Here is a 16562-nt window from a genome sequence, read left to right as displayed (position 1 = left end):
CTTCTTCATAAAGGCAGGCACAGAAATTCCGGCTTGCCAATAAACTGCCGCAACAATACAAGACCAAAATAATGGATTAAATAGAATTTATATTATCCAAAAAAAACTAATTACGGTCGCGTATTCGAGGTCAGCAGTCTGGCTTCCAATTTCACGATAATTATTGCGTGGCATGCAAATAAATCGCTTCAGCCAGTCTCACTGCCTGGCAATGATTTACACGTCAAATCCAGTTGCATCATCACCCGGCTCACCAGCAAAGCTGGCGAAGAGCCGCAAGCGTCAAACGTGAAATCAGCCACTTCCTTGTACAGCGGCTCGCGCTCTTCATATAAATCCTGCAAGCGCGCCATGGGATCTGCCACTTGAAGCAGGGGCCGCTTTGTGTCGTTTCGCAATCGCCTCATCAACTGTTCCGGTGAAGCGCGCAAATACACCACCACTCCTCGTTCGCGCATTCGCTGGCGGTTTTCGCTTTGAAGCACTGCGCCGCCTCCCGTGGCCAACACGCAGCTCCCCTGCATGGTCAATTCATCAATCACTCGTTCTTCAAAATCTCTGAACGTCTTTTCTCCTTCACGTGCAAAAAATGCTCTGATCGTCTCACCCAGGCGGGACTCAATAACCTGATCAGAATCAAAAAAAGGCAACTCACGCCTTCGCGCAAGTTGCCTCCCAATCGTTGACTTGCCAGAACCTGGCAAGCCAACGAGTATCACTCGCTCCATCATGGAGTTGGAGTTGGAGTTGGAGTTGGAGTTGGAGTTGGAGTTGGAGTTGGAGTTGCAACAGCGCAAGAGGCTTGGCCAACACCATAGGGGCTGATTGCACCAGGCGGAAGTTTCGTTTCCTCATTTACATCAGAGAGCAAAGCTGTCAAAAATCTACCTGGTGTCGCATTCCTAGAATCAGAGCCTCCTGCCTGGGCCGTGGCAACAATTCGCATTGCGGCCCAACCAGCGTAACGTTTGGCATATTGCGTATAGAAATAAGCAAGGCCGTTAGAATCAGTCGTTAAGGTAATAGTGCTGCCGCCAGCCGCTACAACCGTCCCATCTGATTTGGCAGGTATCAGGGTAGCCACAAAACCAGGCTTCAATCCCAAAACATCACTTACATTATTCAATTCATTAGCATCACGAATGCCATTGAAGTTAGTATCTTCATTAGTGTAAATGACATCAATTTCCCCAATACATCTACCATTGCTATCAACAGCTTGACAAACCTTGGGACGTGTCGTCGCCCACACTTTTCCATTCCAGCAACGGATCCCTTGCGAATAAGCAAAGGGTTCAATTCGCAATGTAATTGGAACAGATGCCTGCGAGACTCCTGCCGAATTGGTTACATAAGCTGTATGCATCGTACGATACATGGTATCTCCATTTATCGATGCAATAAGCGTGCTATCTCCCAGAGCAATTGAAAGACCATCACCGCCAACCGTCAGTTTCACCTCATCGGAAATACCAGAGTAATCACCTCCTAACGCCGCACGAATTATGACCTGATCCGACCCTGTTCCTCGTGGACCAGCATAAAAAGTATTCTTTGCCCGACCTTGTTCATTAGTTTTAACTGATGTCGCGGCCAATCGACCGCCACTCAGATCGTTCAGCACTGTGAAATACACAGGCATATTGATAACAGGATTACCCCGATCATCCAGCAGCAATGCATCGATAACTGCCGAATTACCAGAAGCAGCCGCACTTGTCTGAAGTGCATTCGGATTAGCTTGAACAATCAGGCGGCTGGGAACAAGAGCTATGAACTGCGCCGTAAGGGTTCCTATACCTTGAAGGCTACCGGAAGTAACTTCCGCTTTAATACTCGTCGCACCTGCATCAGTTGAAAGCACAAATCCTTCCGCATATCCAGCAGCATTGGTCTCGATTATTTTGGATGAAACAGGCGCAGTTCTGCTAGATGTTGTGCAAGCCGTATCACCCGCATCCACAATGCACCCTCGCGTCGTACTGAAAAGCACCTTAGTTCCCGCCGCGACAGGCGACTGATTGCCATCCGCCACGCGAACGACAACCCGGTTGGCCTGGTTCAGGCGCCAATAAGGTGACTCCGTGGTCAGCTGAATGACAGCACTGCCAACTGATATGTCCAGATAGCGCGATGTGTTTTCGGCATTCAGGCCATCCGCCACCAGGCGAACACTTCCTGCAGCCGTTGGCTTGTATTTGAACGTTGCAATGCCGTTGCTTCCTGTCTGAACGGAAGCTACCTGGGCCTGCGATCCGCCTTGCTGGGCGGTGATCGTCACGCCAGCATTGGATACAGTTTCTCCGGCCGCGTCGCGAACATTGACCGTGTATTCACCTTCCTGATTGACACCCAATGAGGTATCACCACTCAAAGCCACTGTCGTACCTTCGACTTTGAGATCAATTTTCTTGCTAGCGCCTTTGGCCGTCACCGTCACGCCAAATGAACGATTCAAAGCGTTATCTGTTTTGGGCGGAGTCAGTTCTGCCGTAGCAACTCCTTTATCGTTTGTCGTTGTCACGGGACTCAACGATCCATATTCCGTCTTGAACGCCACAGGAAAATTGGGGATAGCAACATTACCGGAATCTTTGACGATGGCTGTAATCGTAATGGCCGCGCCAGCCCCTCCCGTCGGGATCGACGCTGCGCTGGAATACACATCCACGCTGCTAGCCGAACGGGCATTCGTGCCGCCAGAATTATTGTCCCGCGGATTGGTTCCAGGGTCACCCCCGCCACCGCCACAGGCCGCAACCAGCATGGCTACGCCAGCGCATGCGACCGCGTGCCTCAGAAAATGCAAATGTTTCATCTCATGTTGCTCCAAAAAAATTATCGAAGGGCAGTTTGATCAGAAATAATCTTTGGCGTTATAAACACCAGTATCTCTTCCTTCCGCGAGGAACGAGTACGATTCTTGAACAGATTACCAACCACCGGAATATCACCTAGCAAAGGAACCTTGGCAACACTATCTTTTTCCGTCAATTCAAATATACCGCCAATCACAACGGTGCCGCCATTCTCAACCAGCACCTGTGTTTTAACGCGTTTTGTATCAATTGACATTGCGCCTGCCACAACAGTCCCCGGGCTATCCTTATTAACAGCCAAATCCAGAATGATGCTGCCTTCCGGAGTAATTTGAGGAGTAACCTCCAAACTCAAGACGGCTTTCTTGAATTGAACGGATGTCGCACCATTCTGCGCAGACTCCTGATACGCGAATTCAGTACCTTGCTCAATAATCGCCTTTACCTGATTGGCGGTCACCACCCTCGGGCTTGAAACGACTTTGCCTTGCCCATCAGCTTCCATGGCCGACAGTTCGAGGTTCAAAAAGCGGTTAGCAGCCGCACTGAAAAGAGACAAGGCAAACGTAGCTGGAGTGTTGCCATCAATAGTGTTGGCTGGCAAATTCAGAAATTGCGTCGTCGAAGTATTCAACATACTTGACTCCCCCTCTCCCGTCGTCGCGGAAACCGCGTTGTAGGAGCCGCCCAAGGCGACACGATTGTTGCCGCGCACTCTATAACCGGGATCGCCGCCGCGCACCCCTCGCAAATCTGATCCACCCAGTTTGACTCCAAGCGAACGGCCAAATGTATCGCTGGCTTCGACAATCCGGGCCTCAATCAGCACCTGCCGCACCGCCACATCAAGCTTGGCGATCATCTCCTGTACTTGGGCCAAGCGCGATGGTATATCAGAGACGAAAATCTGGTTGGTTCGGGGTTCTGCGATAACGCTTCCCCGGGGGCTCAAGATTCTCGATGTATTTCCACCTTGGCTGTTGCTGTTGCTGTTGCGCGTCAGCTGCTCAGCTATATCCGCCGCCTTTGCATAGTTCAATTGAAAAGATTGTGTACGAAGTGGCTCCAAATCCTGTATGGCTGCCTGCGCTTCAAGCTCTGCTTTTTCTTTTGCGGCCAGCTCATCTTTCGGCGCAATCTGAAGCACGTTGCCGTTTTTCTTCATTCCCAGGCCCTTGGCCTGCAGAATAATGTCAAGCGCTTGATCCCATGGCACATCCTTTAGTCGCAGAGTCACGTTACCTACGACGGAGTCTGATGTTACAACATTGAAATTCGTGAAATCTGCAATGACTTGAAGCAGCGAACGAACTTCAATGTTTTGGAAATTCAGAGAAAGCTTCTCTCCGCGATAGCCACCGCCTTGAGCCAGCTTCCCGTCATCGTTCTTCTGCTGACGAACTTCGATAACCAGCTGGTTATCACTCTGATAGGCAGAATGCTCCCACTGTCCCTTAGGCTCAATTACCATGCGCACGCGGTCCCCACTCTGAACCGCGCTAATCATCTGAACCGGAGTTCCAAAATCAGATACGTCCAGCTTCCGACGCAAGCCTTCAGGAAGGCTGGTTCTCAAGAACTCCACAACCAGCTTTTCACCCTGCTGGCGAATATCGACTCCAACCTGATTGCTATCCAAATCAATAACAACCCTTCCCGCATTCTCCACGCCGCGCCTAAAGTCAATGTTTTTCAGTGGAGCTACACTTGTATTTCTGCTTTCAGAAAAAACCGTACCTCCTCCTTTCTCCGAAGACGCCGCCTCAGAAGCGGGTGCTAGCGACACCAGCAAGGAATTCCCATCAATCACCGGCTTATAAGGTGTTGCCCGCTTGAGATTCAGAACAACGCGGGTTCGGTCATTTGCCTGAACAACATTGACTCCCTTCACATTGCCTTGATTGATGCCAACATTTGTACGACCCATGCCGTTACGGACGCCGGGAAAATCCAATGCAATTCGCGCCGGAGATTGCACGGCAAAACCATCAGGCACAGTTTTCAATGGTTCAGAGAAATCGATGCGAACCACATCGACCCCTCCCTGGATAGAACTGGAAACCGCTTCAATTTGGGGATCGGCACATGCCGCCGAAAACACTCCCATCATTACGCTTGCAACAATTGCATCGCGCGCCGAACTCTTAATACACCGCATGACCCTGATCATTTATCGCTCTCCTGCAATTGCATTACTGTAATCTTCTCTATCCATTCGCCCAGAGAATCCTGGACAATTTCACGCAAAGTAATCTGCCCTTCATCAACAGCCATGATCTTCCCATAATCCTGACCAAGATGATTCCCTGGAACAACCTGATAAAGAAGATTGTCCACCTTTACCAATCCAACAATACGACCGCCTTTTGTCAAACTGCCTACCATGACAATGGTATCGAGCGGATAATTTTCCAAAGGCTCTTTAGCTCTCTTTTCCTCTGCTGCAATCAAAAGCGCTCCTGCATTCTGCGCTTTGTCTTTTTGCAAGGCTACCGTTAACCGACTCATATTGAATGGGTCAGCAGCTTCACTTTCCTTGTACTTAGCCGCCACAAACTGTTTAGGTTCGTTAATTGGCGTGATCTTTGGAACAACAGACCGCCGCTCCTGGTCCATCCATTGCCTCAGCTCTTCCTGGTAGGAGGCTGCACATCCGACAACGCCCAACACGCACAAGGACAACAGACCAATAATTTCAGCTTTTCTGACAATCATTTCTCGTCCTTCTTCTGCTTTGCCTGACGCTGGGCCTCTATTTCCTTATCATCCAGATAACGGAAAGTCTTTGCGGTGGCTTCAAGCGTCAATTCTCCCGTTCCGGAATCATTGTCTTTCGCAGGACTCATGGTTATATTATTGAGGGTGACGATTCGGGACAAATTCGCCACATCCGCAGCAAAGTTGGCTACATCATGGAATTTTCCCGACCCCTTGATAGAAATAGGCAACTCTGCATAATAATCCTGAACTACGACTTGATTTGGGCGAAACAAATTGACCTGCAATCCCCTGGCATACCCCGCCTGACTGATATCAGAGAGCAAGGCATCCATTTCAGCCTCGCTTGGAAGCTGCCGTTCCAATAAGGCAACGTACTGTTGAACTTCTTCCAGCTGCTGCTTCAGCGCATCCAGGTTCACTGCCTTTGCAACTTTCGTTTTGTATTCTTGCCGCAGTGTTTCTTCTTTTTGACGCGCCGCATCAAGCTCCGCCATAGCATCCTGCACAAAGAAGAACCATACCACCGCCGCCGTCAGCACCACCACCAGCAGACACAACGCATATCGGGGAATTGCTGGCCATAGCCCCGGATCCCGCATGTCAAGATTCTGGAACTGGTCACCGATTCGTCCAATTGATTCATTGAGATTTTTTTTATCTTTCGCAGCCACTTGCTCACCTCAATCATTTGCCATTGGTTTCTGCCTTGCTTTCAGCGCTACCCAGCTGCGCACGGACCGTAAAGTTATAGACCCTGCGCTTGTCCGTCTTGCTCAATGACAAATCACCGGCCACCACTTCGATCAATTCAGGCTGCCTGACCCATTCTGTATTGCGCGTGAGGTTCCTCAGCAGTTCGGAAACGCGCTCACTCGACTGGGCAGCCCCCCCTATCAGCACGCTACGCCCCTCCTGTTTGATGGATTTCAGGTACATGCCTTCTGGCAGTTGCTGGACCAATTCATTGAACAAATGAACAGGGAGATTGCGATCCGCCTGCAAGGTCTCGACTGCCCGCTGCCTTGCCTTCAGCGCATCAATTTCATTTTGCAGATTAGCGATTTCCTTGATCTCAGCGTCCAGTTTCTGGTTTTCGCTAATCAGAAACTGATTTCGGCCCTCCTGCATTTCAATCTGGCCTTGGTACCACATATAAATAATACCACCGATCGCTGCGCCAACGGCTACTGAAACAAGCAGAGCCACATTGAAAGCCTGGCGCGCCTTCTTGCGTGCAATTTCACGGTGCGGAAGCAGGTTAATCAAAATCATGACACAAGCCCCCTCAGTGCGAGTCCGCATGCCGTCAGATACGACGCAGCTTCTCTTGCCATTTTTCCTTTGTTGACGCTCCGGCCGATATTCATTCCATCAAATGGATTGACTACCTGACATTGAACAGAGGCGTGTTGCGCAATAGTTTCAGCCAAACCGGGCAGCGACGCCGTCCCTCCCGCAAGAAAAATTGCATCCACACGATTATGAGGCGTGCTGGTGAAAAAGAATTTCAGTGCTCGTTCAACTTCGATTGCCAGCGTTTCGACAAAAGGCTGCAACACGGCGCTTGCATAATCTTCAGGCAATTCGCCACTGCGCTTCTTGGCTTCTGCCTCCTCAAAGGTGAAACCGTATTGACGGACCAACATTTGAGTCAGCTGTGCACCGCCAAAAACCTGATCACGCTCATAAATCAGCTCATCGTTGCGCAACACCTGCATCGACGCCAAGGTGGCGCCAATTTCAAATAAGGCAACCAGTGAGTCCCTACCGCGGCCGGGCAACCTCTCGATCAGGCGATTGACCGCTATTCGTGACGCGTTGGTTTCCACGTCAATCACGATAGGTTCAAGCCCCGCCGCCTCCGCCAGGCCTCGGCAGTCTTCCACTTTTTCCTTGCGGGCGGCTGCGATCATGACGTCCACATCGCCAGCCGAAGCCTGGCTAGGCCCTATGACGCAGAAGTCCAGGCTCACTTCATCCAGAGAGAAAGGGATGTACTGATTGGCTTCTGACTCAACATAGACCTCCAGCTCCCGCTCGCCCAGCCCTGCCGGAAGAACAATTTTCTTGGTGATGACCACCGAAGCCGGGAGGGCCATGGAAACGCGCTTGGCTTTGGTGCCGCTTTTGCGCACCACGCGCCGGACGGCCTCGACCACTTCATCGAATTTCTCGATGTTGCCGTCGGTGATCCAGCCGCGCTCAAGCGGCTCAATGGCGCAGTGCTCCAAAGAGAAAGAACCCGGGCGGCCTTGCGTCAGCTCAACCAGCTTGACGCTGGACGCACTGATGTCCAAGCCCGCCACCGGCGCAGACTTTGTGCTGATCAGGGAATCAAAAAAACTCAAGAGGACACCTCGTTGCTTTGTATTTCTGAAGGTGAAATTCCTTACGAATTCGCTCAAATCCTAGCAGCAAACCCATCGCCAAGGAAAGAAAAGCAGCCTGTTCGCCCCTACAAAGTGTTGCCAAGAACTAACAAATGCAACCTTCGCTCACGCTCTGTTCTCGGCAGCTCACGCACGGCTACAGATCGCGCCAAAAGGGCGTTGCGCAGGTTGATAGACTGGCAGGCTTGCTGCGCAAGGCCGTGCGCTGATGGTCGCATGAAACCTTGCTTTTCCCAGACAGGGGCGGCGTCAAACGTTAAAAAAACCCGCAATTTGTGAACAAAACCACACCTTCCCGTGCTGGCGACGCCACGCCGTCGATGACGCGCCGCGTTCTGAAATTCTGTGCCGGCATTCTGATCACGCTGGCAGCCATGGCGGCCAGCGCGGCTTTTGTGCTCGGCATCGCCTTTGCCTTGGCCTACTCCAATCTGCCAGACATCTCCGAGCTGCTGAACTATTACCCCAAGCAGCCCTTGCGCGTGTACAGCGCCGATGGCGATCTGATCGGCGAGTTCGGCGAAGAGCGCCGCAGCATGGTGCCCGTCAATGACATTCCCAAAGTGATGCGCGATGCCGTGGTAGCCATTGAAGACGCGCGCTTTTACCAGCATGGCGGTGTGGACTACATCGGCGTTTTGCGCGCCGCTCTCGCCAACTTGCGCCGCGTCAAAAGCCAGGGCGCCTCCACCATCACCATGCAGGTGGCGCGCAACGCCTACCTCAGCCCTGAAAAGTCCTACACCCGCAAGCTCTACGAGATGCTGCTCACCTACAAGCTCGAGCAGCAGCTCACCAAGGACCAGATTCTTGAGATCTATATGAACCAGATCTATCTGGGCAACCGCTCCTACGGCTTTGCGGCAGCGGCCGAAACCTACTTCGGCAAGCCCCTGCAAGACATCTCGCTGGCTGAAGCGGCCATGCTGGCCGGGCTGCCGCAAGCGCCTTCGGCCAACAACCCCATCAGCAATCTGCCGCGTGCGCGCATCCGCCAGCATTACATCCTGGACCGCATGGCCGCCCACCATTTCATCACGCAGGCCGAAGCGGATGAAGCCAAAAAAGAGCCGCTGAACATCCGCCCCCCCGTCAAGCCCACCACGATACCTGCCGAGTACGCCGCCGAAATGGCCCGCCAGCTCATCTACGCCCAGTACGGCGATGAAACCTACACGCGCGGGCTGAACGTGTACACCACCATCCAGAGCCGCGAGCAAAGCGCCGCCTACACCGCCGTACGCAACGGCATCATGAACTACGAGCGCCGGCAGGTGTACCGGGGGCCTGAAAAATTCATCGACTTGCCGCAAGACGCCCAGGGCATCATGGACGCCGTGGACGACGCGCTTGACAGCCACCCCGACAACGGCGACCTGCTGGCCGCCGTCGTGCTGGAAGCCTCGCCCAAAAAAGTCATCGTTCTGCCCCGCAGCGGCAGCCTCATCGAAATCACTGGCAACGGCCTGCGCCCGGCGCAATCGGGCCTTTCGCCCAAGGCGCGGCCCGCCGTGCGCATCCGTCCTGGCGCCATCATCCGCATCATGCAGGTGGGCAAGGAATGGCACATCACGCAGCAGCCTGAAGTGGAAAGCGCGCTGGTGGCGCTTGATCCGCGCACCGGCGCCATCGAGGCCATGGTGGGCGGCTTCGACTTCGCCAAAAACAAGTTCAACCACGCCACGCAAGCCTGGCGCCAGCCCGGCTCCAGCTTCAAGCCCTTCATCTACTCCGCCGGGCTGGAAGCGGGCATGTCGCCGGCCACTGTCATCAATGACACCCCGTTGTATTTCGACGCCAGCGTCACCGGCGGCAAGCCCTGGGAGCCCAAAAACTACGACGGCTCCTTTGAAGGCCCGATGACCATGCGCCGCGCGTTGATGCGCTCCAAGAACATGGTCTCCATCCGCATCCTGCAAGCCGTCACCCCGCAAGTGGGGCAAGAGTGGGTCACGCGCTTTGGCTTTGACGCCGACAAGCATCCGCCCTATCTGCCCATGGCGCTCGGCTCCGGCTCCGTCACCCCGCTGCAAATGGCCGCCGCTTTTGCCGTCTTTGCCAATGGCGGGCATCTCGTGCAGCCCTACCTCATCACCCGCATCACCGACAGCAATGGCCGCACTCTCGTCGAAACGCCTGCGCCCGAGCTGACGGAAGAAAACCGCGTCATCAGCGCCCGCAACGCCTTCATTACCGGCACCATGCTGCAAGACGTGGCCCGCGCCGGCACCGCTGCCCGCGCTCAAAGCACGCTCAAACGCAGCGATCTCTACGGCAAAACCGGCACCACCAATGACGCCGTGGACGCCTGGTTCGTCGGCTACCAGCCCACCCTCGTGGCCGCCGTGTGGATGGGCTACGACCAGCCGCGCAACCTGGGCAGCCGCGAAACCGGCGGCGGCCTGAGCCTGCCCATCTGGATTGACTTCATGCGCACCGCCCTCAGCGGCGTGCCCGTGGCGCAAGTCAAGCCGCCCGAAGGCGTGACCCGCGCCAGCGGCGACTGGACTTACACCGAATACGCCAACGGCTCCGGCATCACCCACCTGGACGGCGCAGGGCAGGAAAGCGACTCCTTCCTGGACGATGACGACGGCGCCAGCCAGCCCGCCACAGGCGCGCCCCGGACTGAGCGCAACCGCATCCTCGATCTGTTCCAGAACTGAGCTTGGCGCGAAGGCAGGCGCAAGAGAACGAAGGAGAGAGCGGCTCCCGCGTCCTCCTGCTGGCTGGCCGTACGGCGGCATCCCGACCGGCAATCGCCATGCGCGGCCACGGCGCATGCGCTGCATCGGCCCGCCTCACGCCTGTTTCAGGCTGGCCGCGCTTCCTCGCCGGCACATTTCCAGCACATTTCTGGCGTGCTCCCGGCGCACTCGCCGCTGCCCTGAATCAGCTCCTCTATTCATAGCATGAGGTCCTAGTGAAAACTGCGCGAACGCCGTTTTAGACCTGTTGAATTTGCTCCTCTTTTAATAAGCCTGCCGCCCCCGCAGAGACATCAGCCCCGCCCCTCAAACCGCCGATTTCCCCGCCGCCATGAAACAGAAAAGGGCGCTCCAAGCGCCCTTTGCCTTTGCGGAAAGCAGCTCACAGTCTGACCGCGAGGAGCAGCAGATCAGAACGGCTGCAAGGAGCGAACTGCCCGGGTCCGCGCTTTTGCCCCCACGCAGCAGACTGCGAACGGAGCCTCACGGCTGCAGCCAGGCATTCACCCGCCGCACGTAGGTGGCAGGGTCGGCGGGCATTTGCCCTTCGGCCAGCAGGGCCTGGTCAAAGAGGATGTGCGCCAGATCGCCAAAGCGCGCATCGCCGCTTTCCAGACCCGCCAGGCGCTGGACCAGCGGATGGGCGGGGTTGATTTCCAGCACGGGCTTGACATCGGGCACGCTCTGACCGGCCTGGCGCAGCAGGCGCGCCATTTGCAGGCTCATGCCGCCATCTTCGGCCACCAGGCAGGCGGGCGAGTCCACCAGGCGGGCCGTGGCGCGCACGTCGGCGGTTTCGTCCTTGAGGGCTTCTTTCAGGCGGGCAATCAGCGGGGCGGCGGCGGCATGGGCTTGGTCGGCGGCTTTCTTTTCGGCCTCGTTTTGCAAATCGCCCAAATCCACCGCGCCGCGCGCCACAGACTGCATGGGCGTGCCGTCAAACGCCTGTACAAAGTTCATGGCCCATTCGTCCACGCGGTCGCTCATGAGCAGCACTTCGATGCCTTTTTGGCGGAACAGCTCCAGCTGCGGGCTGCTTTGCGCGGCGGCGGGCGTTTCGGCGGTGAGGTAGTAAATGGCCTTCTGGCCCTCTTTCATGCGCGCCTTGTAATCGGCCAGGCTGGTGCTGGCGTGCGTGGTGGAGGCGTAGCGCGCCAGGCCCAGCAGGCGGTCGCGCTGGGCGGCGTCTTCGCCCAGCCCTTCCTTGAGCACGGCGCCAAAAGCGCGCCAGAAAACGGCGTATTTGCCGCCTTCGGGCTGCGGGTTTCCCGGCTGGCCTGCTTCTTTGGCTTCTTCCGCCCTGCCCTCTTGCACCTTGGCGTCCGCCGGGCTTGGCTCCGTACTTTCCTTGGCCAGCTCTTCCAGCATGGACAGCACGCGGCGCGTGTTGCCTTCGCGGATGGCTTTGACGTCGCGGCTTTGCTGGAGCAGCTCGCGGCTGACGTTCAGCGGCAAATCGGCCGAATCCACCACGCCTTTGACAAAGCGCAGATAGCGCGGCAGCAGCTGCTCGGCGTCGTCCATGATGAACACGCGCCGCACGTAGAGCTTGATGCCGGTTTTCTGCGTGCGGTCCCACAAGTCTTGCGTGGCGTGCTGCGGGATGTAGAGCAGCTGCGTGTATTCGGCGTTGCCTTCCACGCGGTTATGGCTCCAGGCCAGCGGCGGCTGCCAGTCGTGCGCCAGGTGTTTGTAGAAGTCTTCGTATTGCGCGTCGGTGATGTCTTTGCGCGGGCGCGCCCACAAGGCCGTGGCCTGGTTCACGGTTTCCCACTCGCCGGTTTTCACCATGCGGCCGGGCTGGCCTTCCTGCGGGCTGTCTTCCCACTTTTCGCCTTCCATCTGAATGGGCAGGTCGATGTGGTCGGCGTACTTGGCAATCAGCTCGCGCAAGCGCCAGCCGTCGGCAAATTCCAGCGCGTCTTCGCGCAAGTGCAGCGTCACGCTCGTGCCGCGCTCTTCGCGGGTGATGGGGGCCACTTCAAAGTCGCCCGCGCCTTCGCTGCTCCAGCGCACGCCTTGCTCGGGCGGCAGGCCCGCGCGGCGCGATTCGACCGTGATGCGATCGGCCACGATGAAGCCCGCGTAAAAGCCCACGCCAAACTGGCCGATCAGCTGCGCGTCCTGCTTTTGGTCGCCCGAGAGGCGGCTCATGAATTCGCGCGTGCCGCTTTTGGCGATGGTGCCCAGATTGGCCACGGCCTCTTGCTCGCTCATGCCGATGCCGGTGTCTGCCACCGTGAGCGTGCGCGCGGCCTTGTCAAAGCTGATGCGCACGCGCAAATCGGGCTGGCCGCCATACAGGCTGGCGTCCGACAGCGCCTCAAAACGCAGCTTGTCGCACGCGTCCGAAGCGTTGGAAATCAGCTCACGCAAGAAGATTTCGCGGTTGGAATAAAGCGAGTGGGTGACCAGGTGCAGCAGCTGCGCCACTTCGGCCTGAAAAGCGTGCTTCTGGGGATTCGGGGAATGGGAGGAATCTGCGGTGCTCATGCGTTCTTTCTCATCAAAAAAACAATGCCGCCGCACATAAGGCCGCCACTGGCGGCTTCAAGGCTGAACGGCCGCACGCAAGACCCGCGCGGCTGATGCTTGCAAAGCTGCCCTCAGAACAGGTTCTCTGGCTGGTATTTCAGCCTGGTGGCATCAAAAAACAAGAGCAAATTCAAGGCATCGAAATACGGCTTTGCGCACATTCCACTAGGACATCATGCTATGGATAAAGAAGCGAAAGACAGCCATCTATCCAGTGCCCGTACCCACATCCTGCTCTTTCCGCCCTCTCAGCCAGATTTTGAACAAGTTCCTGGCGCGCGACCGTCAAAGCAAAAAGCAGCAGGCGCAAAAAAAGCGCACCGCAAGCGGTGCGCCTTGCCGTGGCCGGGGTTGTCCGGGCAACCGCGCCAATCAGCTCAGGCCCTGGGCCTTCAGGTCTTCGTAGCCGCCCTGGTTGGTTACGTTCTTGTAGCCCAGCTCGCGCATGATTTGCTCGGCCTGGCCGGAGCGGCGGCCGCTGCGGCAATACAAATGCACGGCGGCATTTTTGTCGGGCACGGCGGACTGAATGCGCTCGGCAAACTCCTGCAAGGGAATGTTGGCCGCGTCTTTCAGGTGGCCTTGGCCGTACTCTTCGGGCGTGCGTACGTCAATCCAGATGCCGGGGGCTTTGGTGGCGGCGGGTGAAGCCTGGGCGGCAGAAGCAGTCATGTGTGCAGCGGTGGAAGAAGGGGTTTGCGCGCAGGCGGTCAGCGAAGCGAAGGCGGCCAGCGCGGCCAGAAGCAGTTTTTGCATGTGAATGGAAAACAAGGCTGAAAAAGGGCGCGAGTCTAGAAGCGCCTGGCCTTGCCGGCTGACAGGGCCGCCTAATACGCCAGTGTTTTCCAGGGGGATTCCAAGCAGGCCTTGCCAAAACACGGATCAGTGGCATGCAGCCGCTTCACACGCGCGTGAACACCAAAGAGCCATTGGTGCCGCCAAAGCCGAAGTTGTTTTTCAGGGCGGCTTGCAGCCTGACATCGCGCGCGGTATTGGCGCAGTAGTCCAGGTCGCACTCGGGATCGGGCGTGTGCAGATTGATGGTGGGCGGCACTTTCTGGTGGTGCAGGGCCAGCACGGTGAAGATGCTTTCTATGCCGCCCGCGCCGCCCAGCAGGTGCCCGGTCATGGACTTGGTGGAACTGATCACGAGCCTGCGCGCCTGCTCGCCAAAAGCGGCCTTGATGGCGTTGGTTTCATTGATGTCGCCCAGCGGCGTGGAGGTGCCGTGGGCGTTGATGTAGTCCAGCTCGTCAGCGTTCAGCCCCGCATCGCGCAGGGCCGCCTGCATGGCGCGGCGGGGGCCGTCCACATTGGGGGCGGTGATGTGGCTGGCGTCGCCGCTCATGCCGAAGCCGGCCAGCTCGGCGTAAATCTTCGCGCCGCGCGCCTTGGCGCGTTCGTACTCTTCCAGCACCAGAATGCCCGCGCCTTCGCCCAGCACGAAACCATCGCGCTCCTTGTCCCACGGACGGGAAGCGGCGGCAGGGTCGTCGTTGCGGGTGGAGAGGGCGCGCATGGCGGCAAAGCCGCCCACGCCCAGCGGCGAAACCGTGGATTCAGCGCCGCCGGCCACCACCACATCGGCATCGCCATACTGGATGAGGCGCGCGCCCTGGCCGATGCAGTGCAGCCCCGTTGAGCAGGCCGTGGCCAGCGTGAGATTGGGGCCTTTGAAGCCGAATTTGATGGAAACATGCCCCGCCAGCAAATTGACGATGGAGGCGGGCACGAAAAAGGGCGAAATGCGGCGCGGGCCGCGCTGGGCGTAATCGGCGCAGGTTTCCTCAATCATGGGCAAGCCGCCGATACCAGAGCCGATGACGCAGGCAATGCGCTCGGCCTGCGCCTCATCCAGCGCCTCGCCCGTAGGCAGGCCCGCATCGGCCACGGCTTCGGCGGCGGCGACCAGGCCGTACTTGATGAAGGTGTCCATCGTTTTGGCTTCCTTGGTGGAAACCACGGCGGACACATCCAGCCCCTTGACTTCGCCCGCAATGCGGCAGGCAAAAGCCGATGTATCAAAACGGGTGATGGCGGTGATGCCGCTCTGGCCTGCCAGCAGGCTGGCCCAGCTCTGGCTGACGTCGTTGCCGACGGGGCTGACGCAGCCCAGGCCGGTGACGACAACGCGGCGACGGTGTTGGCTCATCTTGTCTTGCTCCACAAAATCAAAGGGCCAACAGCAAAACTCCCGCAGACGGGAGCGGGCCTGTCGGCGGGAGTGGCCTTGCAAGCGGCGGCCTGGACCGGGCGATCATGGAGCGCCGGGCAGCGCGCCTGCTGACGGCATGCGCGTGGGCCGGTCAGGCTGCCTTCTTGGTGTTGGCGTAGTCGATGGCCGCCTGAACCGTGGTGATTTTTTCGGCGTCTTCGTCCGGAATCTCGATGCCGAACTCATCTTCCAGGGCCATCACCAGCTCCACAGTGTCCAGAGAATCAGCGCCCAGATCGGCCACGAATGCTTTTTCGTTGGTGACCTGGGACTCTTCCACGCCAAGCTGCTCGGCGATGATTTTCTTGACACGTGCTTCGATATCGCTCATGGATTCCCTCTAAGGGTTGTGAAAAACAGGGGATTCTAGCCGCGCTTGCAGAGAGCGCTGGCGCGGCCTGCCGCAGCATCGGCGGCCTTCAGTCCATGAACATGCCGCCATTGACGTGCAGCTGCTGCCCGGTCACATACGCCGCGCCGGGGCTGGCCAGCCAGGCCACGGCATGGGCCACTTCTTCAGCCGTGCCCATGCGGCCCAGCGGAATTTGCGCGGCCAGCGCCTTTTGCTGCTCTTCGGGCAGCACGGCCGTCATGTCGGTGGCAATAAAGCCCGGGGCCACGCAATTGACCGTCACGCCCCGGCTGGCCAGCTCGCGCGCCAGCGCGCGCGTCATGCCCGCCACGCCCGCCTTGGCCGCCGCGTAGTTGGCCTGGCCGGGGTTGCCCGTGGCGCCCACCACGCTGGTGATATTGACGATGCGCCCATAACGCTGCTTCATCATGGGCCGCATCACGGCGCGGCTCATGCGAAAGACGGCCGTGAGATTGGTTTCCAGCACCGCGTTCCAGTCTTCGTCTTTCATGCGCATGGCCAGCGTGTCGCGCGTGATGCCGGCGTTGTTCACCAGCACATGCAGCGCGCCGCGCTCCTTGACGATGGACTCCGCCAGCGCTTCGCACGCCGCGCCATCGCGCACGTCCAGCGTCACACCCTTGCAGCCCGGCCAGGCGGCCAGCGCCGCCGAAATTTTCTGCGCGCCTTCATCTGACGTGGCCGTGCCAATCACGGCCATGCCGCCAGCCGCCAGCGCCTGGGCAATGGCCGCGCCAATGCCGCGCGTGGCGCCTGTAACCAGGGCGATTTGTTGGGTTGAACCGGTCATGAAAACTTCAC

The 16562-nt window shown here is 57.6% G+C and carries 13 protein-coding genes; 1 reads left to right on the top strand and 12 read right to left on the bottom strand.

All coding sequences use genetic code 11. The annotated features are described in order from the left end of the window. Nucleotides 1–188: 188 nt before the first annotated feature. From C1720_RS06655 to C1720_RS06630, 7 genes are read right to left on the bottom strand one after another with little or no spacing between them, the layout of a single operon-like run. A complete protein-coding gene (locus tag C1720_RS06655; protein ID WP_369406062.1) occupies nt 189–731 on the bottom strand; it encodes a shikimate kinase in 543 nt (180 codons plus the stop codon). Next, on the bottom strand, nt 728–2818 hold the full coding sequence (locus C1720_RS12910; RefSeq protein ID WP_146006899.1) for an Ig-like domain-containing protein: 2091 nt from the start codon (nt 2816–2818) through the stop codon (nt 728–730). Before C1720_RS12910 ends, C1720_RS06655 begins: the two co-directional genes overlap by 4 nt. 20 nt (nt 2819–2838) lie before the next feature. Further along, a complete protein-coding gene (locus C1720_RS06650) occupies nt 2839–4989 on the bottom strand; it encodes a type IV pilus secretin PilQ (protein WP_102283658.1) in 2151 nt (716 codons plus the stop codon). After that, nucleotides 4986–5534 (bottom strand): pilus assembly protein PilP, encoded by a 549-nt coding sequence (locus tag C1720_RS06645; protein ID WP_102283657.1) that lies wholly within the window; start codon nt 5532–5534, stop codon nt 4986–4988. The genes C1720_RS06650 and C1720_RS06645 overlap by 4 nt, the downstream gene beginning before the upstream one ends. Next, on the bottom strand, nt 5531–6211 hold the full coding sequence (locus C1720_RS06640) for a type IV pilus inner membrane component PilO (protein ID WP_233199832.1): 681 nt from the start codon (nt 6209–6211) through the stop codon (nt 5531–5533). The genes C1720_RS06645 and C1720_RS06640 overlap by 4 nt, the downstream gene beginning before the upstream one ends. A gap of 13 nt (nt 6212–6224) precedes the next feature. Continuing rightward, on the bottom strand, nt 6225–6812 hold the full coding sequence (locus C1720_RS06635) for a PilN domain-containing protein (protein ID WP_102283655.1): 588 nt from the start codon (nt 6810–6812) through the stop codon (nt 6225–6227). Beyond that, nucleotides 6809–7888 carry a pilus assembly protein PilM gene (locus tag C1720_RS06630; protein WP_102284549.1) on the bottom strand — a complete coding sequence of 360 codons (1080 nt, stop codon included), beginning with the start codon at nt 7886–7888 and terminating at the stop codon, nt 6809–6811. The genes C1720_RS06635 and C1720_RS06630 overlap by 4 nt, the downstream gene beginning before the upstream one ends. Nucleotides 7889–8250: 362 nt before the next feature. Here C1720_RS06630 and C1720_RS06625 point away from each other — a divergent pair, with 362 nt between their 5' ends. Continuing rightward, complete coding sequence (locus C1720_RS06625) at nt 8251–10596, top strand: penicillin-binding protein 1A (RefSeq protein ID WP_102283654.1); 2346 nt, start codon at nt 8251–8253, stop codon at nt 10594–10596. A gap of 525 nt (nt 10597–11121) precedes the next feature. Here the strand turns inward: C1720_RS06625 and htpG are convergent. From htpG to fabG, 5 genes are all read right to left on the bottom strand, one after another. Then, nucleotides 11122–13131 (bottom strand): molecular chaperone HtpG, encoded by a 2010-nt coding sequence (gene htpG / locus C1720_RS06620; RefSeq protein ID WP_102283653.1) that lies wholly within the window; start codon nt 13129–13131, stop codon nt 11122–11124. 414 nt (nt 13132–13545) lie between these two features. Further along, entirely contained in the window at nt 13546–13929 is a 384-nt protein-coding gene (gene pspE / locus C1720_RS06615; RefSeq protein ID WP_050716424.1) for a thiosulfate sulfurtransferase PspE, read from the bottom strand. Between the two features lie 145 nt (nt 13930–14074). Next, the gene (gene fabF / locus C1720_RS06610; protein WP_102283652.1) at nt 14075–15325 is read right to left on the bottom strand and encodes a beta-ketoacyl-ACP synthase II; all 1251 of its coding nucleotides are present in this window, start codon (nt 15323–15325) and stop codon (nt 14075–14077) included. Between the two features lie 154 nt (nt 15326–15479). Further along, nucleotides 15480–15719 (bottom strand): acyl carrier protein, encoded by a 240-nt coding sequence (acpP, locus tag C1720_RS06605; RefSeq protein ID WP_050715054.1) that lies wholly within the window; start codon nt 15717–15719, stop codon nt 15480–15482. A gap of 88 nt (nt 15720–15807) precedes the next feature. Continuing rightward, nucleotides 15808–16551, bottom strand: coding sequence for a 3-oxoacyl-ACP reductase FabG (gene fabG / locus C1720_RS06600; RefSeq protein ID WP_102283651.1), 744 nt, complete (start codon nt 16549–16551; stop codon nt 15808–15810). Nucleotides 16552–16562: the final 11 nt, after the last annotated feature.

Source organism: Ottowia massiliensis (assembly GCF_900240305.1).
Classification (GTDB): domain Bacteria; phylum Pseudomonadota; class Gammaproteobacteria; order Burkholderiales; family Burkholderiaceae_C; genus Ottowia; species Ottowia massiliensis.
Note: the sequence above shows the minus strand (reverse complement) of the source record. Positions and strands in the feature narration are given on the sequence as shown.